We start from the raw sequence: 23399 nt of genomic DNA, 5'->3' as shown, positions 1-23399 counted from the left end.
ATCCACTCCCACACCCGACCCCGATCGAGGAGAAACAATGATGTCCATCCGCACCCGCTCCGTGCTCGCCGCCGCCTCTGCGGTGACCCTGCTCGCAGCCCTGACCTCCTGCTCCGCGTCCGCCTCCGGCTCCGGCGCGGACGGCGAGCCGTCGTTCGGTGATCTCGCGCTGCAGCTCTCGTTCGTCAAGAACGCCCAGAACAGCGGCGAGTACATCGCCGACAGCGAGGGGCTCTATCTCGACGAAGGATTCAGCAGCGTCGACCTGATCGCCGGCCCGACGGCGGTGGAGGCCTCCGTCGCCTCAGGAAAAGCCGATGTCGGATTCTCGACGGCGCTCACGACGGCCAACGTCATCGCGGCCGAAGGCATGCCGGTGAAGATCATCGGATCCGTCTATCAGCTCAATGCATTCACCATCCTGTCGATGGACGGGCCGACCGCGATCCGCACGCCCGAGGATCTCGAAGGTGCCCGCATCGGTGTGACCGCCGGTACCGCGCAGACCATCGTCGAGGCGCTGGCCAATGCCAACGGCATCGATCCCGACTCGATCGAGTTCGTGCCGGCTGAGGGAAACCCGGCGCTGCTGACCAATGGCGAGGTCGACGGCTACTTCGGCCTCGACACCAACGAGCGCATCGTGCTGGAGCAGCAGGGCGAGAAGGTCGTCTCGCTCCCGCTCGCGGAGAACGGGTTGCCGTTCGCCGGTACGAGCTTCATCGTCACGGAGGAGGCGCTCGCGGAGGACCGCGATCGCGTGAAGGCATTCCTCCTCGCGGAGATCAAGGGGTGGACCCAGGCCGTCGCCGATCCCCAGAAGGGCGTCGACCTGGCGCTGGAGGAGTACGGGGCCGACCTCGGGCTGAACCCCGAGAAGGAGGCTGCACAGGCCGAGATCCAGGTCGGCTATGTCTACCCGGACAGCAGCATCGAGTCGGGCCTGTTCCTCCTCACCCCAGAGGCGATCGAGCGCAACGTCGAGGCCATCTCCTTCGCGGGGGTCGACATCGCCGCCGAGGATCTGTTCGACATGAGCCTGCTCGAGGAGATCTACGCCGAGCACCCCGAACTCCTGAAGGTGACCAAGTGAGCGCCCCTCTGGCGGACCTGTCCGCATCGCCGTCGTCCGTCCCCGACGCATCCGGAGGCTTCTCTCTGAGAGGGCTCACGAAGACCTTCGGCCGTGGACGCGGTACGGTGACGGCTCTCTCCGACGTCTCGCTCGAGACGGGACGCGGCGAGCTGCTCGCCCTTCTCGGCCCGTCCGGCTGCGGCAAGTCCACGATCCTGCGCATCCTCGCGGGCCTCGACGAGCCCAGCGCGGGCGAGGCGCTCGTGCACGGCGAGGATCCGGCGCGCATCCGTGCACAGCACCAGATGGGGATCGCGTTCCAGGACTCGGCGCTGCTGCCGTGGCGCAGTGTGTACGCGAACGTCCGACTGCCCCTGGAGATCTCCGGAGTGGACGTGGATCGCGAGCAGCTCACCGAGCTGATCGGGCTCGTCGGGCTCAAAGGCTTCGAGAACGCGCGACCGGCGCAGCTGTCCGGCGGCATGCGTCAGCGTGTCTCGATCGCCAGGGCGCTGGCCGTGCAGCCGTCCGTGCTGCTCCTCGACGAGCCGTTCGGCGCGCTCGACGACATGACCAGGCAGCGGATGAACCTCGAGCTGCAGCGCATCCTCGCCGCGAAGCCGGCCTCGACGCTGCTGGTGACACACGGCATCACCGAGGCGATCTTCCTCGCCGACCGGGTCGCGGTGATGAGTGCGCGGCCGGGACGGGTCAAGACGATCCTCGAGATCGACCTGCCGCGCCCGCGGACGCCGGAGCTGCTGCGTTCGCCCGAGTTCCATGAGCTCGTCGACCACGCCACCGAGCTGCTCTTCGAGGAGAAGAACGGCCTGCCCGCCGGAGAGCAGCGATGAGCGCGACGGTCGCGGTCGCGGTCGGCTCCCTGTCGCGTCGACGCAGCATCGACCCGCGGCTGATGGGGCTGCTGGGGACGCTCGCCGTCCTCGCGATCTGGTGGCTGCTCGCGGCAGGTCCTCTTGCGGCGGCCGGCACGGTGCCGACGCCGCCGGCCGTGATCGGCCAGCTCGTCGGCGACGGCTTCGCCTTCTACTGGACCAACGCCTCGGTCACGATGCTCGAGGCCATTCAGGGTTACGGCATCGGGGTGGGGCTCGGCCTGCTCGCTGCGGCCGTGGCGCTGGTGGTCCCGGTGACGGAGCGCTTCGTCGTGCAGCTCGCCGTGATCAGCTACTGCGTTCCGATCGTGGCCATCGGACCGATCGTCTACCTGCTCGTCGGCGCACCCCGTGGCGGAGCGCCCTCGGGAACCGCGATCGTGCTCGCCGCGTTCGCCGTGTTCTTCACGACCGTCGTGAACGCCCTGCTGGGATTCCGCTCCGCGGATCGTCGCGCGCTCGACCTCGTGACCGCGTACGGCGGTGGCCCGGTGACCCGACTGCGAAAGGTGCAGCTCTTCTCCGCGCTGCCGTCGATCTTCAGCGCTCTCAAGATCGCTGCTCCCGGAGCACTGCTCGGTGCGATCCTCGGCGAGTACGTGGGAGGCGTCGATCGGGGCCTCGGAGCCGCGATGGTCAACGCGCAGCAGAACATGGACGTCGAGCGCACCTGGGCGGTCGCCCTGATCGCGGCGGTGATCGCCGGCGGCTCGTTCGCGCTGATCGGGGGACTGCAGTGGATCGCTCGCCGGGGCGGACTCGTCGCCGAAGCCACGACCGCCGGATTCGCGACCGACGATGCCCTGCGCGGCCGTGGTGGCTGGCGCGCGGTCGCGTGGAGTCTCCTCACCGTCGTCGTGCTCGTCGCGCTCTGGGACATCGCGCTGCGGGTGTTCGACGTGTCGCCCTTCGTCGGCAAGAGCCCGCTCGACGTCGCCGGGTTCTTCTTCACCGCGGAGGACGCCGCGTCGAACCGCGTGCAGATCCTCGGGGAGACCGCGACCACGCTCGGACATGCGGCGATCGGCTTCACCGCCGGGCTCGGTGTGGCGATCATCGTCGCCATGCTCTTCGTCCTGATCCCGGCGCTCGAGTTCGCGATCATGCCGCTGGCGATGATGATGCGTTCGGTGCCGCTCGTGGCGCTGGCCCCGATCGTCATCCTGATCTTCGGGCGCGACATCATGACGCTCTCGGTGATCGGCGGTCTCGTGGTCTTCTTCCCGGCGCTGGTGAACCTCACCATGGGACTGCGCAGCACACCGCCGCAGATGACGGACCTGGTCAGCGTGTACGGCGGACGAGGACCCACCGTGATGCGGATGGTCCGCATCCCCGCGGCGCTTCCGGCGCTGTTCTCGTCGATCCGCATCGCCATCCCCGGCGCGATCGGAGGTGCTCTGCTCGCCGAGTGGCTTGCGACGGGCAACGGCCTCGGCTACGGGATCGTGTCGGCCATCGGACGATCGGACAACACGTTCGTCTGGGCGTGCGTCGTGGCGATCACCGTCTCCTCCCTGCTGCTGTACGGCCTCGCGTCGATCCTCGAAGGAGTCGTCCGGAGGCACTGGGGCGGTTGACCCCCGGCGCGGACTCGTCGGAGGACGAGTCCGCGCCAATGCGGCCCTGTGTCGCATGCAGAGGTTAGGCTCGAAGGACGATCTCTGATCCCCCATAGGAGGACGCGCATGGCACGCATCGGTGAAAGCGCTGACCTGTTCAAATGCTCTTTCTGCGGAAAGAGCCAGAAGCAGGTCCAGCAGCTCATCGCCGGCCCCGGCGTGTACATCTGCGACGAATGCGTCGAGCTGTGCAACGAGATCATCGAGGAGCGGATGGCGGAGTCGTCCGCTGACGGCGTCGCCGAGTTCGAGCTTCCCAAGCCCCGCGAGATCTTCTCGTTCCTCGAGGAGTACGTTGTCGGCCAGGAGCCCGCCAAGCGTGCGCTCTCCGTCGCCGTGTACAACCACTACAAGAGGATCCGCGCGCACGGCACCCTTCAGCCGGCGGAGCAGAAGGCCGAAGAGGTCGAGATCGCGAAGAGCAACATCCTGCTCATCGGGCCGACCGGCTGCGGCAAGACCTATCTCGCCCAGACCCTGGCCAAGCGTCTCAACGTGCCGTTCGCCGTCGCGGACGCCACTGCTTTGACCGAGGCGGGCTACGTCGGCGAAGACGTGGAGAACATCCTCCTCAAGCTCATCCAGGCCGCAGACTACGACGTCAAGCGCGCGGAGCAGGGCATCATCTACATCGACGAGGTCGACAAGATCGCCCGCAAGGCGGAGAACCCCTCGATCACCCGCGACGTCTCCGGCGAGGGCGTTCAGCAGGCGCTCCTGAAGATCATCGAGGGCACGGTGGCCTCGGTGCCGCCGCAGGGCGGACGCAAACATCCGCACCAGGAGTTCCTGCAGATCGACACCTCGAACGTCCTGTTCATCGTCGCCGGAGCCTTCGCGGGCCTCGAGGACATCGTGTCCGCCCGCGTCGGCAAGCACGGCATCGGCTTCGGCGCCCCGCTGCACGACAAGGGCAAGGACCTCGATCTGTTCAGCGAGGTGCTTCCGGAAGACCTGCACAAGTTCGGGCTGATCCCCGAGTTCATCGGTCGTCTGCCCGTGGTCACCTCCGTCTCGCCGCTCGACCAGGCTGCGCTCATCGACATCCTGACCGGGCCGCGCAATGCGCTGGTGAAGCAGTATCAGCGCATGTTCGAGATCGACGGCGTGCAGCTCGAGTTCGAAGAGGAAGCCCTTCGGTCCATCGCCGACCTCGCCGTCGATCGCAAGACCGGTGCGCGTGGTCTCCGGGCGATCCTCGAAGACGTCCTCGGCCCGATCATGTTCGAGATCCCGTCGGCCGAAGACGTGGCCAAGGTGATCGTGACCCGCGCGGCCGTCGACGAAGGCGCGCCCCCCACCATCGTGATGGAGCGCAAGCGCAAGAGCGCGTGAAGCCCCACCGGTCGCCGTGGAAGCTGACCGCGACGGTGCTCGCGATCCCGGCCGCGGTGGTCGTTCTCGCCGGGATCGTGCTCGTCATCGTGATCGTCGTGTCGATGCAGGACAAGGACGGCGACGATCTGGCGGCCGACCAGGTCGAACACGTCGCCCGAGCGTTGGTCGACGATCTGCGCGGCGCGCGAGATCTCACCGACGCCGAGACTGTCGCCGCAGAGATGTTCCACTCGCGCAGCGCCTCGGTCGAGCCGTTGACCTGGAGCGGGAGCCTCGGCGAGGGGAAGGGGATCACGATCGAGGCGCGCATCAGCGCCGTCGTCGCGGAGAGCTCCAGCGGAGCGCTCTTCGCCCCGCACACCTCAGCGGGCTCGGCCGAGCGATGCTACCGATACACGGTTTCGGTGTCGCAGGATGCCGCGTACGAGGAGATCCCGTGCAAAGGGCTCACGGAGTCGGCGGCACCGCCCTCGTCGAACCGCCCCGAGCTGCCGGCCGACGCGGCGGAGCGGATCGGAGCGCTTCTGGTGGCTACTGCTACGGGCGTCGCGGATCTCGTGGATGCGCTCCGTGCGGAGTTCCCCGGATCGCAGTTCACGGTCGAGGCTGTCGACACTCCGGCAGGGGAGCGAGTCGTGGCGGTGGGGGTGACACCGGGAAGCGACTGCGTCCTGCGGGTGCGACTTCCCGACGGAGAGATCGTCTCCCCGTCGTACGACCGGATCTGGCTGGAGCCGGGCGAACTCGGCTGCTCGGCCGAGCTGTACACCGCACCGCCGCGGTAGACGCACCGGCGGTGGCGCCGTCGCGAGGTCAGGCGGTCGGCATGAGGAGATCGGTGCGAAGTTCCTCCGGAGTCGTGCCAGGATCCGAGACGTACACCTCGATCCAGACCCCGCCGGGGCGGAGCCCTTCCGTGCCGGCGCGCTCGACGAGTCCGGCCCACCCGGCGCCGAGTTCGTCGTAGGAGCCGAGCACCGTGGTCGCGACGGCGCGACCGGACGGGAGCGCCGAGGCGACGATGACACTCCCGCTCGCCGTGGGGATCGGGTTCGCGAGCGGAGACTGCACAGGGAAACCGAGCTCGAGATCGAACACGTCCATCGGGTCGCCGTGGTAGATCGCCAGCGCGGGACCCGTCGGGATCAGCACGTCGCCGGCGAAGGTCAAGGCGATCGCGGAGTATCCCGCGTCGAAGGCATCCTGCAGATCTGTGAGGCGAAGGCCGTTGTGGCGGATGACGGCGAGAGGAGTGGCTTCCAGGTCGAGCTGTTCGAGGGGGCCGAAAGGGGCGTCCGGGAATGCGTTCATGCGCTCAGGGTCTCATGGCTCACGAATCCAGTCCACGACGCTTCAGGAGCGGTTCGATCTCGGCATCGCGGCCGCGGAAGTCGCGGTACGCCTCCAGCGGGTCCTTCGACCCGCCCACTCCGAGAAGGCGCTCACGGAACCGGTCGCCGTTCTCGCGCGTCAGACCGCCGTTCTCATGGAACCAGTCGACGGTGTCGGCGTCGAGCACCTCGCTCCAGATGTACGAGTAGTACGCGGCGCTGTAGCCGCCGGAGAAGACATGCGCGAAGTAGGTCGACGAGTAACGGGTGGGAACCGCGGGGTCGTGCAGCCCGATGTCAGTGAGGGCGGCCGCTTCGAAGCCCGTGACGTCGTCGAGGCCGGCGCCCTCGACGCTCAGCCGATGCCAGGCCTGGTCGAGCCAGGCCGCCGCCAGGTACTCGCTGGTCGCGTGTCCCTGGTCGAAGGTCTCGGTCGCACGAAGGCGCTCGATGACGGCCGGGTCGAGCGGTGCGCCCGTCTCGTGGTGGCGGGCGTAGTTGTCGAGGACCTCCGGCCACAGGATCCACATCTCGTTCACCTGGCTCGGGAACTCGACGAAGTCGCGGAACACGTTGGTGCCCGCGAAGTGCGGGTAGGTCACGGTGGCGAAGAGGCCGTGGAGCGCGTGGCCGAACTCGTGGAACAGGGTGGTGACCTCGTCGAGGGTCAGCAGCGTCGGCTCTCCTTCACCGGGCAGCGGCACGTTCAGGTTGTTGACCACCACCGGTGCGGTGCCGCGCAGACGGGATTGACTCACGATCGCGTTCATCCACGCGCCGCCCCGCTTGGAGTCGCGGGTGTAGAGGTCGAGCACATACAGGCCGACGGGGGAGCCGTCGGGGTCGCGCACCTCGAAGACCCGCGCGCCGGGGTGGTAGGCGACGAGGTCTTCGCGCTCGGAGAACGTCACTCCGTACAAGCGCGTGGCGGCGAAGAAGACACCGTCCTGCAGGACGCGCTCCGCTTCGAACCAAGGACGCAGCGCGCTCGAGTCGATGTCATATCGGGCCGTGCGCACGCGCTCGGTGTAGAACGCCCAATCATGGGCTTCGACCGGGAAGGGGGTGGGCTCCGTCTCGTCGACGATCGCCTGGAGCGCAGCCCGCTCGGCGAGCGCGTTGCGTGCCGCGGGCGCCGCGAGCCGCCGGAGCATCTGCTCGACGGCATCCGGGGTTCCCGCCGTCTCGTCGGCGGTCACAGAGGCCGCATGCGAGTCGTAGCCGAGGAGACTCGCGCGCTCCGCGCGCAGCCGCACGATCTCGAGCAGAACGGGCCGGTTGTCGTGGGTGTTGTCACGCGACCCCCGGGCGAGCGATGCCGCCATGATGCGACGTCGCGACTCCCGTACGCGCGTCTGAGCCAGAGCGGGGTGCCCGGTGAAGAGAGGGAGAGTGATCAGGAACTTGCCGTCGAGCCCTCGGTCGGCCGCGGACCGCGCAGCAGCCGACAGCTCGCCCTGGCTGAGGCCATCGAGCTCGGACGCCGAGTCGAACACCACGGCGAGGTCGTTCGTGTCGTTCAGCAGATTGCGCTCGAACGTGTTGGTCAGAGTGGAGAGCTTCTGGTTCAGCGCGGTCAGCTGCTCCTTCGCCGCGTCGTCGAGCGCGGCACCCGCGTGGGTCATCTCGCGGTGGTGACGTTCCACGAGGTAGCGCTGCTCGGGGTCCAGGGCGAGAGCGTCGCGCTGTTCGTAGACCTGCCGCACTCGCCAGTACAGCGGCCCGTCGAGCGTGATCGCGTCCTGATGTGCGGCCATCAGGGGTGCGAGCTGCTCGTCGATCGCCTGGATCTCCGGCGTCGCATCTGCCGAGCTCACGGTGTAGAACGCGTGCGCCACCCGGTCGAGCAGCTCGCCCGAGCGTTCCAGCGCCTCGAACGTGTTCTCGAAGGTCGGCATCGACCGCACCATGGTGATCCGCGCGATCTCGCGGAGATGCTCCTCGAACCCGGCCTGGAACGCGGGGAGGTAGTGCTCCGGCTTGATCGCGCGGTAGTCGGGGAGTCCGTACGGGAGCGTGGACGGCTGCAGCAGCGGATTCGTGGCGTCGGTCATCCTCCGAGCCTAACCATGCGTGCGGCGCAGCGACCCGGGTTCTCGGGGGCTCGCGTGCGGGTCCCTCACCCGGCAGGTGCACTCGACACCACGTGCAAAGGAAAGCTTGCAAAGATTTCTTTGCAACGGTATCTTTGCATGCATGACGAACGAGACACAGGTCCGCACCCTCGACGCCGGGGCACTGAAGGCCCTGGCTCACCCTCTCCGCGTGAAGATCTTCGACCTGCTGGCTGCGCGGGGACCGCAGACGGCCAGCTCGCTCGCGGCGCTCGTGGGAGAGACCTCGGGTTCGACCAGCTACCACCTGCGCGCTCTCGCCGCGCACGATCTCATCCGCGAGGTCGAAGGACGCGGCACCGCACGAGAGAGATGGTGGGAACGGCCGAAGGGCCGCATCGACGTGCCCGGTCCCGATGAGATGACCTCGCCGGCGAATCGCGCGGCGGCACAGATCGTGACCTCCGAGTTCTTCCGGCTGCGGCACGAGACGTTGATGGCATACCTGAACCGTCCGCAGTCGGAGGTGCCCGAGGAGTGGCGCGAGATCGGTGTCACCCTGACGACTCACCTCGACATGACGGCGCCGCAGGCGATGTCGCTCCGCGAAGAGTTGGAGACGGTCATCGAGAGCGCCATCGAGCGTTTCCGCGGGCAGACCGGCCCCGACGTGCGACGGGTCTCACTGCGTGCCGAGCTCTTCGACCTGCCGACACCCTCGCCGGCGGGGTCCGCACCGACCGTCGAGACCGTGGAGGAATCATGACCAGCGCGACGCTTCACCTCGCGGCACCGACTCAGGCGGAGCGCGGTCTGCTCCGATTGGCCGGCCGTCTCACCGCGTACGTCGAACACCGAATCGCCCGGCGCGCGCAGAGGCGCATGCTTGCCCTCGACATCCTTCGTGAGCAGCAGGCGCGACGACACGATCCCGGTGCGGTGGATCACCTGCTGGCGCAGATGGGAGCGCCGCGGCGCTGACCGCACCCGATCGCGCCGAGATACTCCGGTGACGACGAGACCCCTGGCGGCCACGCGGCTACCAGGGGTCTCGATCGTCTGTCGGAGTATCGCGTCAGTCCTCGAAGGGGCGGGCGACGATCTCACCGGATGCGGTCTGGAAGACCTCCCAGCCGGCGTCGAACTCAGCGATCGCACGTCCCTCGAGCCAGGTGAGGGTCCAGTGACCGATCAGGCCCTGCGCCTCCACGTCGGCGATGGCCGGCCGCAACGAGGCGGGGACCGAAGCCGGCGGCTCCGATCCCGCGGCCCAGCGGGTGCCCAGCTGCATCACGGAGCCTCGACCGGAGCGAGCTCGATCGCGGTGACCGCGAACTCCTCCGCCTCGCTGAACTCGAGTTCGGCGATGCGGCCGACGGCGCGGAGGTCATCGGCGGCGGCACGCAGCGCCTCGAGCTTCGCGGCGGGAGCGGCGATCGCGGCACGTGAGACCGGAGTCTTCTGCGACGCCTTCGCCTCGGTCTTCGCTCGCCGGATGCCGATCAGCGCCTCGCTCGCCGCGGCGAGGACGGCGGGGTCGCCGTCGATGCCGAGCGGTGTCGGCCACGCGGCCGTGTGCACGGAGCCCTCTTCGAACCACGACCAGGACTCCTCCGCAGCGAACGACAGCACGGGGGCCAACAGGCGGAGCAGGGTCGACAGGGCCAGGCGCAGCGAGAGGGCAGCGGATGCCTGTCCCACGTCGGCCTGGTTGTAGGCGCGCTCCTTCACCAGCTCGAGGTAGTCGTCGCAGAACGTCCAGAAGAACGCCTCGGTGAGCTCGAGGGCGCGGGCGGCGTCGTAGCGGTCGAATGCCCTGGTCGCCTCGACGACCACGCCGTCGAGCGCGGTCAGCATCGATGCGTCGAGGGCGTGCGTGACCTGTGCGCCCTCAGGCACCGGGAACGACAGCACGAACTTCGCTGCGTTGAGCACCTTGATCGCCAGACGTCGGCCGATCTTCACCTGTGTCGGGTTCTGCGGGTCGAAAGCGGCATCCATACCGAGTCGGCTGGATGCGGCCCAATAGCGCACCGCGTCCGACCCGTGGGCCTCGAGAACGTCTGCCGGGGTGACCACGTTGCCCTTCGACTTCGACATCTTCTTGCGGTCGGGGTCGACGATGAAGCCGGAGATCGCGGCGTTGCGCCAGGGGGCCCTGCCATCTTCGAGCGTGGACCGCAGCATCGTCGAGAAGAGCCAGGTGCGGATGATGTCCTGGCCCTGGGGACGCAGGTCGAACGGTGCGGTGAGCTGCCACAGCTCCTCGTCGCGCTGCCAGCCGCCGGCGAGCTGCGGTGTGAGAGAAGAGGTCGCCCAGGTGTCGAGGATGTCGGCCTCGGCATCGAACCCGCCGGCCACGCCGCGCTGGTCCTCGGTGTATCCGGCGGGGACATCGGTGGTCGGGTCGATCGGGAGCGTCGCCGCGTCGGGGGTGAGCACGCGGTCGTAGTCGCGCTCGCCGTTCTCGTCGAGGCCGTACCAGAGCGGGATAGGCACCCCGAAGAAGCGCTGGCGCGACACGAGCCAGTCGCCCGTCAGGCCGCCGACCCAGTTCTCGTACCGCACGCGCATGAACTCGGGGTGCCACGCGAGCTCCTGGCCGTGTGCGACGAGCGTGTCGCGCAGTTCGCCGTCCCGCGCGCCGTTGCGGATGTACCACTGGCGGGTCGAGACGATCTCGAGCGGACGGTCGCCCTTCTCGAAGAACTTCACCGCGTGGTTGAACGGCTTGCCCACCGCGGTCATGTCGCCGGTCGCCTGGAGCTTCTCGACGATCGCCTTGCGGGCGCTGAACACGGTCTTGCCCGCAAGCTCCTCGGTGTACCAGGAGATCGCATCCGGGTTCTCGACGGATGCCGGAGCCTCGGGCAGGAAACGCCCGTCGAGGCCGATCGTGGTCATGTTCGGCAGCGGCTCGTTCTCCGTGGTCCGAAGCTCCCGCCACCACACGATGTCGGTGACGTCGCCGAAGGTGCAGACCATCGCCGCACCCGTGCCCTTGTCGGGCTGGGCGAGGTGGTGTCCGTGGATCTCGATCTCCGCGCCGAAGAACGGCGTCTTCACCTTCGTCCCGATGAGGTGCTTGTGCGGACCCTCGGGGTGCGTCACGAGTGCGATGCAGGCGGGAAGCAGCTCCGGACGGGTGGTGTCGATCGCGAGGGTGCCCGATCCGTCGGCGAAAGGGAACTCGATGGTGTGGTACGCGGCCTGCTGGTCGCGGTCCTCGAGCTCGGCCTGCGCGATGGCCGAGCGGAAGTCGATGTCCCACAGGGTCGGTGCGAGAGCCTGATAGGCCTCGCCCCGCTCGATGTTGCGCAGGAATGCGAGCTGGCTCTGGCGGATCGTGTCATCCGAGATCGTGCGGTACGTCTGCGTCCAGTCCACGCTCAGTCCGAGCTGGCGGAACAGCGCCTCGAACTGCTTCTCGTCCTCGATCGTGAGGCGCTCGCAGAGTTCGATGAAGTTGCGGCGGCTGATGGGTTGCTGGTCGGCGGCGCGGCTGGACTTGTTGTCGCCGCCCTCGAACGGGGGAGTGAAGTCGGCGTCGTAGGGGAGCGAGGGGTCGCACCGCACGCCGTAGTAGTTCTGCACCCGGCGTTCGGTGGGAAGGCCGTTGTCGTCCCAGCCCATGGGGTAGAAGACGGTCTTGCCGCGCATGCGCTCGTAGCGCGCCTTCACATCGGTGTGGGTGTACGAGAACACGTGCCCGATGTGCAGGCTGCCGGATGCCGTCGGCGGTGGGGTGTCGATCGAGTACACGCCCTCGCGGCCGGACTGTGCTGCGCGCAGGCGATCGAACAGGTACGTACCCTGCTCCGCCCAGGCGGCGTCCCACTTCGCTTCGAGACCTTCGAGTGCGGGCTTGTCGGGAATCTGGGTGTGCGCCGGTTCGGAAGCAGGCATGGAGGTCTCCTCGAGCGATGTATGCGGCACTGTGTGAGCGTGCCTGAGTGTGGGTTGTGCGACAAGTCTACCGAGCGTCGCGGACAGGCGAGGTCGTCACAGATCGACCCGGTCCAACAATCGGTCGTAGGATGGATCCATCCCGACCCGTTCGTCCAGAGGAATCGTCATGCCCGCAAGACCCGTGCGTCGCCTGCTGCCCTTCGCCGCGCTCACCGCAGCCACCGCCCTCGTGCTCAGCGCCTGCGCCGTCCCCGGTTCGGAGGGGGACGGAGAGCTCGTCTGGTCGATCGAAGGAGCGAACCTCTCCGCAGGGCACATGGACCCGCAGGTGAGTCAGCTCGACGTCTCCGGCATGGTGCAGCGCGCCGTGCTCGACTCGCTGGTCTTCCAGGAGGCGGATGGGACGTTCACCCCCTGGCTCGCGAAGAAGTGGGAGGTGTCCGACGACAGCACCGAGTACACCTTCGAGCTCCGTGACGACGTGACCTTCACCGACGGCGAGAAGTTCGACGCCGCAGCGGTCAAGGCGAACTTCGACCGCATCGTCGACCCCGAGACGGCTTCCGCGCAGGCGGCGAGCATGCTCGGCGCCGACTTCTACGAGGGCACCGAGATCGTCGACGACCACACCGTCAAGGTGACCTTCACGCAGCCGTACGCCCCGTTCCTGCAGGCTGCCAGCACGCCGCAGCTCGGGTTCTACTCGCCGGCCGTCCTGGAGAAGTCGGCAGACAAGCTCAAGGCGGGCGGGCCGGACATCACCGTCGGCACCGGTCCGTTCGAGCTGACCGAGTACACGCCCGATCAGGAGATCGTGTACACCCGCAACGACGACTACGCCTGGGGCCCGCACGACACGAAGGCACCGGAGTTCGAGACGCTGCGCGTGGAGATCCAGCCGGAGGCTTCGGTCCGTACCGGCGTCGTGACGAGCGGCGAGGCCGATCTCGCGAGCAACATCCCGCCGAACCTCGCGAAGGACCTCGGCGACGGCGTCGCGGTCGACTCGATCGAGTACCCCGGCCTGCCGTATTCGCTTTACCTGAACGAGAAGTACGGGCTGTTCGCGGACGAGAAGGTGCGCCAGGCGTTCGCCCGCGGCATCGACATCGACGCGGCGGTGGAGGAGATCTACTTCGGACAGTTCCCGCGTGCATGGAGCATCCTCGGCTCGACGACCCCGGGGTACGACGCCTCGCTCGAGGGCAGCTGGCCCTTCGATCAGGTTGCCGCGAACGCTCTGCTCGATGAGGCCGGCTGGACCGAGCGCGACGCCGACGGCATCCGGATGAAGGACGGCGAGCGTCTCTCGGTGCGCTGGATCGCCTGGACGCCCGTGCCGGACGACCGTGCCGCGCTGGCCAATGCGATCCAGTCCGACCTGAAGGCGATCGGCTTCGAGGTCGAGCGCGAGGTGCTCGAGCCGGGGGCGTACAACGAGCAGTATGAGCCCAAGACGTTCGACCTGACCGACTGGGGCTTCTCCGGCGTCGACGCCGACTTCCTGCGCAACCACCTGCACACCGACGGGTTCCAGAACGCCTCGCAGGTGAGCGACCCCGAGATCGACGCGCTGCTGGAGCAGGCCGTCGCGAGCAGCGACCAGGAGAAGCGCAACGAGCTGTACACCGAGCTGCAGCAGTGGAACGCCGAGTACACGGCCATCGTGCCGCTGTACAGTCCGTCGGCGATCACCGCCGTCGGCGAGCGGGTCGCGGGGCTCTCGTACGACCTCTACGGCCGACCGCTGTTCTACGATGTGACGGTCGGCTGAACCGTCGGCTGAGCGGAGGGCACGAGTGGTGAAGGCTGCTCTCGTCCGCATCGCCGGCCTCGCCGCATCCGTCGTCGTCGTGCTCTGGGGAGCCGCCACCGTCGCATTCCTCGCGTTTCGAGTGATCCCCGGTGATCCGGTGTCGGTGATGCTGGGTCCCCAGGCGCAGGTGAGCGAGGCCGTGAAAGCCGGGATCCGGGCCGATCTCGGACTCGACCGGCCGCCGTTCGAGCAGTACCTGGCTTTCATCGGGCAGCTCGCCCGAGGCGATCTGGGGGAGTCCTACCAGCTGCGGATGCCGGTGGCAGAGGTGATCGGACGCCAGCTCGGCGCGACCCTGCAGCTGTCGCTGCTCGCTCTCGTGCTCGCGGTCGTCCTCGCACTCGCGGTGTCGCTGTTCGTGCGCGGACGGACCGGGCGGGCGATCGCCGCCGGCATCGAGCTCGTCGTGCTGTCTTCGCCGGTGTTCTGGATCGGGCTCGTCCTGCTCAGCGTCTTCGCCTTCGGACTCGGCTGGTTCCCGGTCTCGGGAGCACGCAACCCGGCGACCCTCGTCCTGCCCGCGATCACCCTGGCGCTCCCGGTCGCTGCTCTGCTCAGTCAGGTGCTGCGCGACGGGCTGGTGCAGGCGGAGCGGATGCCGTTCGCCGAGACGGTCCGTGCCCGCGGAGCGAGCCCCTCGTGGTTCACCCTGCGGCACGGGCTGCGTCACGGCGCGGCGTCGGCGGTCACCCTCGCCGCATACCTCACGGGATCCGTGCTCGGTGGTGCGGTGCTGGTGGAGACCGTGTTCGCCCGTCCCGGTCTCGGCCGGGTCACGCTCGCCGCGATCAGCGACCGAGATCTCCCGGTGATCACGGGCATCATCCTCCTGAGCGCGCTGGTGTTCGTGGTGGTCAACCTCGTGGTCGAACTCGTGCACCCCCTCATCGACCCGCGGGTGGCCGCCGCGAGACCCGGTGGCATCCGATGAGGCGCGCGCAGCGGATGCTGCTGTGGGTGGCGATCGCGGCACTCGCCGTGATCGTGTTCGCGGCGCTCTGGCCCGCCGTGCTCGCGACGCACGATCCGTTGCAGACGGACGTGCGGTCGGCGCTGCTCGCACCGTCTGCGGAGCATCTGTTCGGCACCGATCAGAGCGGTCGCGACGTGTACTCGCGCGTCGTGTACGGTGCGGGACGCTCTCTCGGCATCGGTCTCCTCGCCACCGCGGTCGCGCTCGCTGTCGGTCTCGTCGTCGGCGCGCTCGCCGGAGTGTCACCCCGGGGTGTCGACACCACGGTGATGCGCGTGAACGACGTGCTGATGGCGTTCCCCGAGTTCCTCGTCGCGCTCGTCGTCGTCGCAGTTCTGGGGCCGGGGCCGGTGAACATCGCGATCGCGGTGACCTTGGCCGCTGTGCCGGTGTACATCCGGCTCGCACGGGTGCAGACGCAGACGCTGCGGGTCGCCGAGCACGTCGAGGCCGCGCGCATCCTCGGCGTTCCTCGCGTGCGGGCGTTCACTCGCCACGTCGTGCCCGGTGTGCTCGGCGCGCTGAGCGTGCTGGCGACGATAGGCATCGGATCGAGCATCCTCGCCGCGGCGGGACTCAGCTTCCTGGGGCTCGGGCCGTCCGAGCCGACGCCGGAGTGGGGGCTGATGCTCGCCGGAGGTCGCAACGTGCTCGGGCAGGCCTGGTGGATCTCGCTGTTCCCCGGCATCGCGATCACCCTCACGGTCGTCTGCGCGACCGTCGTCGGACGGATCCTGAGGGCGCGTGCCGAAGGGCGGACAGGATGAGTGCGGCGCTGGAGTTGCGGGGACTGCGGATCGCCTTCGGCGGGGAGACCGTCGTGGATGATGTGTCGTTCGCGGTCGAGCGCGGCGAGTGCGTCGCGATCGTCGGGGAGTCCGGCGCGGGCAAGTCGCTCACAGCACGTGCATTGCTCGGACTGACCCCTGCGGATGCGGATGTCACCGTCACGCGGCTGATGATCGAAGGCACCGACGCGTCAGCGCTCACGGAGCACTCGTGGCGACGGCTGCGCGGTCGGCGCATCGGGCTCGTCTCCCAGGACGCCCTGGTCTCACTCGACCCGCTGCGCCGCATCGGGTCGGAGGTGGCGGAGCCGCTGCGGATCCATCGGATCGTCCGGGGAGGAGCGGTCCTCGGGGCGCGTGTGCGGGACCTGCTGGAACGGGTGTGGATGCCGGACGCGGAGCGCCGCGCACGACAGCATCCGCACGAACTCTCCGGCGGGCTTCGGCAGCGCGCCCTGATCGCCTCCGCGCTCGCCGCGGCGCCTGCGGTGCTGGTGGCCGACGAGCCGACGACCGCCCTCGACGCCACGGTGCAGGCGCGGATCCTCGCGCTGCTGCGGGAGATCACGGACGAGGGGACGGCTGTGGTCTTCATCAGCCATGACTTCGCCGCGGTCCGTCGGCTCGCCGATCGGGTGCTCGTCATGAAGGACGGAGCGGTGGTCGAGTCCGGCACGGTGGCGGAGGTGCTCGAGAACCCGCAGCATGACTACACGCGACAGCTCATCGCCGCGACGATCCATCACCCGCGCATCAGCGCACCTGCGGAGTCCGCTCCGGTGATGGTCGCCGCGGACCTCGCGAGGAGCTTCGACGGGGTGCCCGCGGTCGTCGACGCCTCGTTCACGGTGTCTGGGGGACGGACGCTGGGCATCGTGGGGGAGTCGGGATCGGGGAAGACGACGCTCGCACGCATGATCGTCGGGGTCGATGCGCCGGACAGCGGTTCGCTGCGCTGGAACGGTGCGCGTCGCGTGCAGCTCGTGCACCAGAATCCGCTCGGTGCCTTCGACCCGCGCTGGACGATCGGCCGCTCGCTCCGGGAGGGTCTGGAAGCCGGCGGAGTGCCGCGCGCCCAGCGTGCGCAACGCGCCACCGCCCTCCTCGCCGAGGTCGGGCTCGCCCCCGAACTCGCCGACAGAAGACCGAGTGCCCTTTCCGGCGGTCAGCGTCAGCGGGCCGCGATCGCCAGGGCCCTCGCCGCCGACCCCGAGGTCCTGGTGCTCGACGAGCCGGTATCGGCGCTGGACCCCTCGGTGCGCGAACGGGTGCTCCTCCTCCTGGCCCGTCTGCAGCAGGAGCGGCAGCTGACGATGATCCTGGTCTCGCACGATCTCGATGTGGTCGGAGCGGTCGCCGACGAGGTGCTCGTGATGCAGGAGGGCCGGATCGTGGAGCAGGGGGCGACGGCCGATGTGTTCGCGGCACCGCAGCATCCCTTCACGCAGGAGCTGCTGGATGCGAGCGGCCCCGTCAGTCCTTGACCCGGATGCCGAGGCCGGCGGCGAAGGCCGGGGCCAGCTGCTGCACCTGGAAGGAGGTGAGTGTGGCTCCGCGAAGACTGTTGGCGTCGATGTAGGCCATCGCGTCGAGGCCGCGCAGATCGAGGTCCTTCGCCCTCATGCCGCGCGGGTCGACCTCGTCGCTCGAGGTGGCGGTGAATCGCACGCGGGTGAGCTCGGCCTGAGGCATGTCGATCGTGCGGATGGCGCATCCGGAGATCTCGACGTCGGTCGCCTTCGCGGCGCCGAGGTTGAGATAGTCGATCCGCACGTCGCGCAGGTCGAGCTCGGAGACGCGGGCTCCACTGAGGTCGAGCGTGCCGATGCGGCCGCCGGTGATCCGCAGCCGCCGCACCCCCGCGTCGCGCAGGCGGAGGGAGGCGATGCGCGCACCGGACATCTCGACGTCGAGCACCGTCGCTCCGGTGAGGTCGACCGCTTCGGCGTCGGCCCTCACGGTGCACTGCTCGAGCGTCGCGTAGGCGAGGTCGACGGTGCCGGTGACCTCCAGGCTGGCCGCGATGAGATCGATGCTGCGTGCCGGAGTCGACGGCTCGAGCACGGGCGGCAGATCGGGCGGGGTGATGCGCGGCGGGGCGGGGGACTCGGGTGTGCGGACCATGCTTCGAGGCTAGGGCCTGGGACGGACAGCCCCCGGCCCAGGCACAGTGTGCGCGGAGGCGTCGGCGGCTGCAGGAATCCGCGGGCCTCGCCTGGGGCGGATGCCGCGTACAATGGAGTCACGAGCATCGATCCGGCATCACCGGGGAGCTCTCGGAAGAACAGCCTGGAGACGGGCCCAGTAGAACCGAGCGGGGCAGGCCCGTCACAGCCGCAGTGAGAGTGGTCGCGTCGTGAGGCGTGGCACGCGAGGTGGTACCGCGGTCCGCGAGGATCGTCCTCGCAGGAGCATCCGCCACGACGATCACTGCGAGACACGATGACCTACCCCCGTTCCTCCTTCGGCCCCGCCGCCGATGCCGCCGCTGTCGCACCGAGCCCGCGCTTCCCGCAGATCGAGGAAGAGGTGCTGGCGTTCTGGGAGCAGGACGACACCTTCCGCGCCTCGATCGAACAGCGTGAAGGATCGCCGGAGTGGGTGTTCTACGACGGCCCCCCGTTCGCGAACGGCCTCCCGCACTACGGCCACCTCCTCACCGGCTACGCCAAGGACGTGTTCCCCCGCTTCCAGACGATGACCGGCCACAAGGTCGACCGCGTGTTCGGGTGGGACACCCACGGTCTCCCCGCCGAGCTCGAGGCGATGAAGCAGCTCGGGATCACGGAGAAGAGCGAGATCGAGGACATGGGCATCGACGTCTTCAACGCGAAGGCGAAGAGCTCGGTGCTGGCCTACACGCGCGAGTGGCAGGACTACGTCACCCGCCAGGCTCGCTGGGTGGACTTCGACCGCGGGTACAAGACGCTGGACCTCGGCTACATGGAGAGCGTGCTCTGGGCCTTCAAGACGCTGTACGACAAGGGGCTCGCGTACGAGGGGTACCGCGTGCTCCCGTACTGCTGGCGCGATGAGACCCCGCTCAGTGCGCACGAGCTGCGCATGGATGACGACGTCTACCAGATGCGTCAGGACCCATCGGTCACGGTCACCTTCCCGCTGACCGGGGCGAAGGCCGAGGCGCTGGGGCTCACCGGCGTCCGTGCGCTCGCCTGGACGACCACGCCCTGGACCCTCCCGACCAACCTCGCGCTCGCCGTGGGACCCGCGATCGAATACGTCGTGCTCCCGGCCGGCCCGAACGGCGCGGCCGATGTGCATCAGACGGCGGGGACGACGGATGCCGCGATCGAGGCCTCCGCGCACCGCTACCTGCTCGCCCGCGAACTGCTCGGCGGTTACGCCAAGGACCTCGGCTACGAGAGCACCGAGGACGCGCTCGACGCAGTGGATGCGACGATCCGCGGCGCCGAGCTGCAGGACGTCACCTACGACCGACTCTTCGACTACTACGCCGACACCGAGATCTACGGCACCGAGAACGCCTGGCGCATCCTCGTCGACGACTACGTCACGGTCAGCGACGGCACCGGCATCGTCCATCAGGCCCCGGCCTACGGTGAGGACGACCAGCGGGTCGCGGGCGCCGCAGGCATCCCCACGATCCTCTCGCTCGACGACGGCGGGAAGTTCCTCCCCAACGTCACCGATGTCGCCGGCCAGCTGTGGATGGACGCGAACACCCCGCTCGTGCGCCTGATCCGCGAGAACGGGCGGCTGATCCGTCTGCAGAGCTACGAGCACTCGTACCCGCACTGCTGGCGCTGCCGGAACCCCCTGATCTACAAGGCCGTGTCGAGCTGGTTCATCCGCGTCACGGACATCAAGGACGACATGCTCGCGAACAACGAGCAGATCACGTGGGTTCCTGAGAACGTCAAGCACGGCCAGTTCGGCAAGTGGCTCGAGGGCGCGCGTGACTGGTCGATCAGCCGCAACCGCTACTGGGGCTCGCCCATCCCGATCTGGAAGAGCGACGACCCGGAGTATCCGCGCATCGACGCCTACGGCTCGCTGGAGGAGCTGGAGCGCGACTTCGGCACTCTGCCGCGCAACCCCGAGGGCGAGATCGACCTGCACCGGCCGTACATCGACGACCTGACGAGGCCGAACCCCGACGACCCCACCGGCAAGAGCACGATGCGCCGCATCGAGGACGTCTTCGACGTGTGGTTCGACTCCGGTTCCATGCCGTACGCGCAGGTGCACTATCCGTTCGAGAACGAGGAGTGGTTCGACTCGCACTCGCCGGCGGACTTCATCGTCGAGTACATCGGCCAGACCCGCGGCTGGTTCTACGTGATGCACGTGCTCTCGACCGCGCTCTTCGACCGCCCGGCGTTCACGGGCGTCAGCTGCCACGGCATCGTGCTGGGAAGCGACGGCTACAAGATGTCGAAGTCGCTGCGCAACTATCCCGACGTCTCCGAGGTGCTCGACCGCGACGGCTCCGACGCGATGCGCTGGTTCCTGATGTCGAGCTCGGTGCTCCGCGGCGGCAACCTCGCCGTCACGGAGGAGGGCATCCGCTCCGGCGTCCGCGAGTTCCTGCTGCCGCTGTGGAACTCCTGGTACTTCTTCGCGACCTACGCGAACGCGTCCGGCGCCGACGGGTACGAGGCCTCATGGCGCACCGATTCGACCGACGTCCTCGACCGCTACATCCTGGCGCGTCTCGGCGACCTCGTCCGCGACGTGCGGGCCGACCTGGAGGGTCTCGACTCCACGACGGCATCCGCGCGGCTGCGCGACTTCGCCGAGGTGCTGACGAACTGGTACATCCGTCGCTCGCGTGACCGCTTCTGGACCGGGGTGACCGAGGACCCGAAGAGCCGCGAGGCCTTCGACACGCTGTACACGGTGCTGGAGACGCTCACGCGCGTCGCGGCACCGCTCGTGCCGCTCGTCAGCGAGCGCGTGTGGCAGGGCCTGACCGGTGGTCGGAGCGTGCACCTGACCGACTGGCCCGACGACACACAGTTCCCGGCGGCGGATGAGATCCGCGATGCGATGGACGCCGTTCGCGAGCTGTCGAGTGTGGGCAACGCGCTGCGCAAGAAGGAGAAGCTGCGTGTCCGTCTCCCGCTCGCGCGCTTCACCGTGGTCTCGCCTCTGGCGGCGTCGCTCGGCCAGTTCGAGGACATCCTCCGTGAAGAACTGAACGTGAAGGCCGTCGAACTCGTCCTGCTCGCCGACGACACGGCAGCGGAGTACGGCATCGCCCACCGGCTGAGCGTCAACGCGCGTGCGGCGGGTCCGCGTCTCGGCAAAGACGTGCAGAAGGCCATCCAGGCCGCGCGATCGGGCGACTGGAGCGAGGTCGGCGGGGTCGTGACCGCGGGCGGCATCGCCCTGGAGCCGGCCGAGTACGAGCTCGTGCTCGAGACGACGGGACGCCCGGAGGGGGAGGCGCTCGCCATCCTCCCGAGCGGTGGCTTCGTGTTGCTCGACACGCGGACGACCCCGGAGCTGGAGGCCGAGGGGCTCGCGCGCGACGTGATCCGCGCGGTGCAGGAGACCCGCAAGAACGCCGACTTCGACGTCAGCGACCGCATCCAGCTGGTGCTCCGGTTCCAGGACGACGTCGACACCCAGGCGGTCGTCTCCGCCTTCGAGCTGGCGGGCATCGCGGGGGAGACCCTTGCCGAGGAGTACTTCGTGGTCGATGCGCAGGGCGACTCGATCTTCGGGCACGGACCGGTTCTGGCTGCCGCCGGGGGAGTGACCCCCGAGTTCTCCGCTGACATCCCCGCCGGCACTTATGCGAACGCCGGGGACTTCACGATCGCCGTCACGAGGATGGGAGCCGGAGCATGAGCGCCAAAGACCGCGCGGATGCCGTCTACGAGGCCCTGCTGAGCCGGGCGGGAGAGCGCTGGGTGCAGCCGCGCAAGGAGCGCACCGCACGCATCCTCGCGTTCCTCGACGACCCTCAGCGCACGTACCGTGTCGTGCACATCACCGGCACGAACGGCAAGACCTCGACAGCCCGCATGATCGAGAGCCTGCTGCGCGCGCACGACCTGCGGACCGGCCTGTTCACGAGTCCGCACCTGGAGCGCTTCACCGAGCGCATCATGATCGACGGAGAGCCGATCTCCGACGAGGCCGTGGCGGACGCCTGGGATGAGATCGAGCCCTTCGTCGACATCGTCGACGCCGAGTTCGCAGCCGCGGGCGACGCCCCGCTGACGTTCTTCGAGCTCTTGACCGTGCTGGCGTTCGTCGCCGTGGCCGATGCGCCGATCGACGTGCTGGTGCTCGAGGTCGGGATGGGCGGGGAATGGGACTCGACGAACACGGCCGACGGCGACGTCGCGGTGTTCGCGCCGATCGACATCGACCACGCGGACCGACTGGGCGCCACGATCGCCGAGATCGCCCAGGTCAAGGCCGGCATCATCAAGGAGGGCGCCGCCGTGGTCTCGGCCCAGCAGCCCGCCGAGGCGGCCGAGGTGCTGCGCCGCGTGGCGGCGGAGCGCAACGCGACGATCGCCTTCGAAGGCGAGGAGTTCGGTCTCACCGAGCAGAAGCTCGCCGTCGGCGGGCAGCTGCTCACGATCCGCGGCCTCGCGGGTGAGTACACGGAGGAGTACCTCCCGCTGTACGGCGCTCACCAGGGCCACAACGCCGCTCTCGCCGTCGCCGCGGTGGAGTCGCTCATCGGCGGTGCCACGCAGCGCATCGCCGCCGACATCGTCACCGGCGGTCTGCAGGAGAGCACCTCGCCCGGGCGGCTGCAGCTGCTCGGGATCGCGCCGACCGTGATCGTCGACGCCGCACACAACCCGCACGGCGCCAAGGCACTCGCCCAGGCTCTCGATGACAGCTTCGACTTCGACGAGTGGGGTCTGGTGCTCGGCATACTCGCCGACAAGGACGCCGCCGGCATCGTCGCCGAGCTCGCCCCCGCGGCCGCGCACGTGTTCGCCACCGCCCCGGACTCCGATCGTGCGAGCGAGGCGGACGCGATCGCCGACCTGGTCGAGCAGACCGGGCAGCGTGCGACCGTGCACCACTCGCTCGCCGATGCGGCCGATGCCGCGCGTGAGTGGGCGGCATCCTCCGATCGCCGTGCGGTGATCATCGCGGGCTCCGTCGTCCTGGCCGGCGAGGCGATCGCCCTGGCAGAGGAAGAGGACTGGAAGGCGGGGTGGCGCGCATGAGTGCCGACGCGACACCGGCCCGCCGCCCCCGCCCTCCGCGTACTCTCGTGCAGAAGCTCGCACCGGTCGTCCTCGGCTTCGAGGCGATCGTGGTGTTCCTCGTCGGACTCACGATCTTCGGGTTGCGCCAGCTCCCCGCCGGTATCGAGCAGTGGTGGGGCATCGTCGCCGGTGCGGTCCTGGCGCTCGCGTGCATCGCCATCGCCGGGATGATCACCAAGCCGTGGGCGATCACGGCGGGGTGGGTCATCCAGGCCATCGTGGCCCTGTCGGCGTTCTTCGTGCCGTCCATCCTGCTCGTCGTCCTGATTTTCGGCGGCATGTGGGCGTATGCGACCATCGGAGGGGCCCGATTGGACGCACGACGCCCCGTCGAGCCCCCGACCGAGACTCAGACAGAGAGTGAATGA

General features: G+C 68.8%; 19 protein-coding genes. 14 read left to right on the top strand and 5 right to left on the bottom strand.

Annotation, left to right across the window (positions count from 1 at the left end; genetic code table 11):
• The first annotated feature begins 37 nt into the window (after positions 1 to 37).
• The 5 genes from CQ045_RS13265 (at position 38) to CQ045_RS13245 (ending at position 5716) form a co-directional block, all read left to right on the top strand.
• Complete coding sequence (locus CQ045_RS13265; protein WP_181156558.1) at positions 38 to 1093, top strand: ABC transporter substrate-binding protein; 1056 nt, start codon at positions 38 to 40, stop codon at positions 1091 to 1093.
• The gene (locus tag CQ045_RS13260; protein WP_105724454.1) at positions 1090 to 1929 is read left to right on the top strand and encodes an ABC transporter ATP-binding protein; all 840 of its coding nucleotides are present in this window, start codon (positions 1090 to 1092) and stop codon (positions 1927 to 1929) included. The genes CQ045_RS13265 and CQ045_RS13260 overlap by 4 nt, the downstream gene beginning before the upstream one ends.
• The gene (locus CQ045_RS19065) at positions 1926 to 3551 is read left to right on the top strand and encodes an ABC transporter permease (RefSeq protein ID WP_105724452.1); all 1626 of its coding nucleotides are present in this window, start codon (positions 1926 to 1928) and stop codon (positions 3549 to 3551) included. The genes CQ045_RS13260 and CQ045_RS19065 overlap by 4 nt, the downstream gene beginning before the upstream one ends.
• 108 nt (positions 3552 to 3659) lie before the next feature.
• On the top strand, positions 3660 to 4928 hold the full coding sequence (gene clpX / locus CQ045_RS13250; RefSeq protein ID WP_105724449.1) for an ATP-dependent Clp protease ATP-binding subunit ClpX: 1269 nt from the start codon (positions 3660 to 3662) through the stop codon (positions 4926 to 4928).
• Complete coding sequence (locus tag CQ045_RS13245) at positions 4925 to 5716, top strand: hypothetical protein (protein ID WP_105724447.1); 792 nt, start codon at positions 4925 to 4927, stop codon at positions 5714 to 5716. Before clpX ends, CQ045_RS13245 begins: the two co-directional genes overlap by 4 nt.
• Positions 5717 to 5744: 28 nt before the next feature.
• Here CQ045_RS13245 and CQ045_RS13240 read toward each other — a convergent pair whose 3' ends face one another.
• A complete protein-coding gene (locus CQ045_RS13240) occupies positions 5745 to 6242 on the bottom strand; it encodes a GyrI-like domain-containing protein (RefSeq protein ID WP_105724445.1) in 498 nt (165 codons plus the stop codon).
• 19 nt (positions 6243 to 6261) lie between these two features.
• The gene (locus CQ045_RS13235) at positions 6262 to 8316 is read right to left on the bottom strand and encodes a M3 family metallopeptidase (RefSeq protein WP_105724443.1); all 2055 of its coding nucleotides are present in this window, start codon (positions 8314 to 8316) and stop codon (positions 6262 to 6264) included.
• Between the two features lie 142 nt (positions 8317 to 8458).
• Here CQ045_RS13235 and CQ045_RS13230 point away from each other — a divergent pair, with 142 nt between their 5' ends.
• Both CQ045_RS13230 and CQ045_RS13225 read left to right on the top strand, forming a co-directional pair.
• Positions 8459 to 9082: a transcriptional regulator gene (locus CQ045_RS13230; RefSeq protein WP_105724441.1), complete on the top strand. Its 624-nt coding sequence runs from the start codon at positions 8459 to 8461 to the stop codon at positions 9080 to 9082.
• Positions 9079 to 9297 (top strand): hypothetical protein, encoded by a 219-nt coding sequence (locus CQ045_RS13225; RefSeq protein ID WP_105724439.1) that lies wholly within the window; start codon positions 9079 to 9081, stop codon positions 9295 to 9297. Before CQ045_RS13230 ends, CQ045_RS13225 begins: the two co-directional genes overlap by 4 nt.
• Positions 9298 to 9391: 94 nt before the next feature.
• Here CQ045_RS13225 and CQ045_RS13220 read toward each other — a convergent pair whose 3' ends face one another.
• Complete coding sequence (locus tag CQ045_RS13220) at positions 9392 to 9607, bottom strand: hypothetical protein (protein WP_105724437.1); 216 nt, start codon at positions 9605 to 9607, stop codon at positions 9392 to 9394.
• Positions 9607 to 12222: a valine--tRNA ligase gene (gene valS, locus CQ045_RS13215; RefSeq protein WP_105724435.1), complete on the bottom strand. Its 2616-nt coding sequence runs from the start codon at positions 12220 to 12222 to the stop codon at positions 9607 to 9609. The genes CQ045_RS13220 and valS overlap by 1 nt, the downstream gene beginning before the upstream one ends.
• Positions 12223 to 12391: 169 nt before the next feature.
• Between valS and CQ045_RS13210 the strand changes: the two genes are divergently transcribed.
• Genes CQ045_RS13210 through CQ045_RS13195 form a run of 4 tightly spaced genes read left to right on the top strand, consistent with a single transcriptional unit; the run spans position 12392 to position 17286 of the window.
• Entirely contained in the window at positions 12392 to 13999 is a 1608-nt protein-coding gene (locus CQ045_RS13210; RefSeq protein WP_105724433.1) for an ABC transporter substrate-binding protein, read from the top strand.
• Between the two features lie 25 nt (positions 14000 to 14024).
• Positions 14025 to 14972 (top strand): ABC transporter permease, encoded by a 948-nt coding sequence (locus CQ045_RS13205; protein WP_105724431.1) that lies wholly within the window; start codon positions 14025 to 14027, stop codon positions 14970 to 14972.
• Entirely contained in the window at positions 14969 to 15781 is an 813-nt protein-coding gene (locus CQ045_RS13200) for an ABC transporter permease (RefSeq protein ID WP_105724429.1), read from the top strand. The genes CQ045_RS13205 and CQ045_RS13200 overlap by 4 nt, the downstream gene beginning before the upstream one ends.
• Positions 15778 to 17286 (top strand): ABC transporter ATP-binding protein, encoded by a 1509-nt coding sequence (locus CQ045_RS13195; RefSeq protein ID WP_105724427.1) that lies wholly within the window; start codon positions 15778 to 15780, stop codon positions 17284 to 17286. Before CQ045_RS13200 ends, CQ045_RS13195 begins: the two co-directional genes overlap by 4 nt.
• On the opposite strand, the gene CQ045_RS13190 is transcribed toward CQ045_RS13195, so the two are convergent.
• On the bottom strand, positions 17276 to 17926 hold the full coding sequence (locus CQ045_RS13190; RefSeq protein ID WP_105724425.1) for a pentapeptide repeat-containing protein: 651 nt from the start codon (positions 17924 to 17926) through the stop codon (positions 17276 to 17278). The two genes, CQ045_RS13195 and CQ045_RS13190, sit on opposite strands and share 11 nt — an antisense overlap.
• Positions 17927 to 18244: 318 nt before the next feature.
• Between CQ045_RS13190 and ileS the strand changes: the two genes are divergently transcribed.
• Genes ileS through CQ045_RS13175 form a run of 3 tightly spaced genes read left to right on the top strand, consistent with a single transcriptional unit; the run spans position 18245 to position 23399 of the window.
• The gene (gene ileS, locus CQ045_RS13185) at positions 18245 to 21640 is read left to right on the top strand and encodes an isoleucine--tRNA ligase (protein ID WP_105724423.1); all 3396 of its coding nucleotides are present in this window, start codon (positions 18245 to 18247) and stop codon (positions 21638 to 21640) included.
• Positions 21637 to 22989 carry a folylpolyglutamate synthase/dihydrofolate synthase family protein gene (locus CQ045_RS13180; RefSeq protein WP_105724421.1) on the top strand — a complete coding sequence of 451 codons (1353 nt, stop codon included), beginning with the start codon at positions 21637 to 21639 and terminating at the stop codon, positions 22987 to 22989. The genes ileS and CQ045_RS13180 overlap by 4 nt, the downstream gene beginning before the upstream one ends.
• Positions 22986 to 23399: a DUF4233 domain-containing protein gene (locus CQ045_RS13175; protein WP_258131063.1), complete on the top strand. Its 414-nt coding sequence runs from the start codon at positions 22986 to 22988 to the stop codon at positions 23397 to 23399. Before CQ045_RS13180 ends, CQ045_RS13175 begins: the two co-directional genes overlap by 4 nt.

Origin of the sequence: Microbacterium sp. MYb66, assembly GCF_002979435.1 — a bacterium.
Taxonomy (GTDB): Bacteria; Actinomycetota; Actinomycetes; order Actinomycetales; family Microbacteriaceae; genus Microbacterium.
The sequence above is the reverse complement of the archived record's forward strand: the minus strand, read 5'-3'. Positions and strand labels throughout refer to the sequence as shown.

Coding starts and splice junctions, on each gene's coding strand:
- CQ045_RS13265 (WP_181156558.1), top strand. CDS start 38: ATGATGTCCATCCGCACCCGCTCCGTGCTCGCCGCCGCCTCTGCGGTG.
- CQ045_RS19065 (WP_105724452.1), top strand. CDS start 1,926: ATGAGCGCGACGGTCGCGGTCGCGGTCGGCTCCCTGTCGCGTCGACGC.
- clpX (WP_105724449.1), top strand. CDS start 3,660: ATGGCACGCATCGGTGAAAGCGCTGACCTGTTCAAATGCTCTTTCTGC.
- CQ045_RS13240 (WP_105724445.1), bottom strand. CDS start 6,242: ATGAACGCATTCCCGGACGCCCCTTTCGGCCCCCTCGAACAGCTCGAC.
- CQ045_RS13235 (WP_105724443.1), bottom strand. CDS start 8,316: ATGACCGACGCCACGAATCCGCTGCTGCAGCCGTCCACGCTCCCGTAC.
- CQ045_RS13230 (WP_105724441.1), top strand. CDS start 8,459: ATGACGAACGAGACACAGGTCCGCACCCTCGACGCCGGGGCACTGAAG.
- CQ045_RS13225 (WP_105724439.1), top strand. CDS start 9,079: ATGACCAGCGCGACGCTTCACCTCGCGGCACCGACTCAGGCGGAGCGC.
- CQ045_RS13220 (WP_105724437.1), bottom strand. CDS start 9,607: ATGCAGCTGGGCACCCGCTGGGCCGCGGGATCGGAGCCGCCGGCTTCG.
- valS (WP_105724435.1), bottom strand. CDS start 12,222: ATGCCTGCTTCCGAACCGGCGCACACCCAGATTCCCGACAAGCCCGCA.
- CQ045_RS13210 (WP_105724433.1), top strand. CDS start 12,392: ATGCCCGCAAGACCCGTGCGTCGCCTGCTGCCCTTCGCCGCGCTCACC.
- CQ045_RS13200 (WP_105724429.1), top strand. CDS start 14,969: ATGAGGCGCGCGCAGCGGATGCTGCTGTGGGTGGCGATCGCGGCACTC.
- CQ045_RS13195 (WP_105724427.1), top strand. CDS start 15,778: ATGAGTGCGGCGCTGGAGTTGCGGGGACTGCGGATCGCCTTCGGCGGG.
- CQ045_RS13190 (WP_105724425.1), bottom strand. CDS start 17,926: ATGGTCCGCACACCCGAGTCCCCCGCCCCGCCGCGCATCACCCCGCCC.
- ileS (WP_105724423.1), top strand. CDS start 18,245: ATGACCTACCCCCGTTCCTCCTTCGGCCCCGCCGCCGATGCCGCCGCT.
- CQ045_RS13180 (WP_105724421.1), top strand. CDS start 21,637: ATGAGCGCCAAAGACCGCGCGGATGCCGTCTACGAGGCCCTGCTGAGC.
- CQ045_RS13175 (WP_258131063.1), top strand. CDS start 22,986: ATGAGTGCCGACGCGACACCGGCCCGCCGCCCCCGCCCTCCGCGTACT.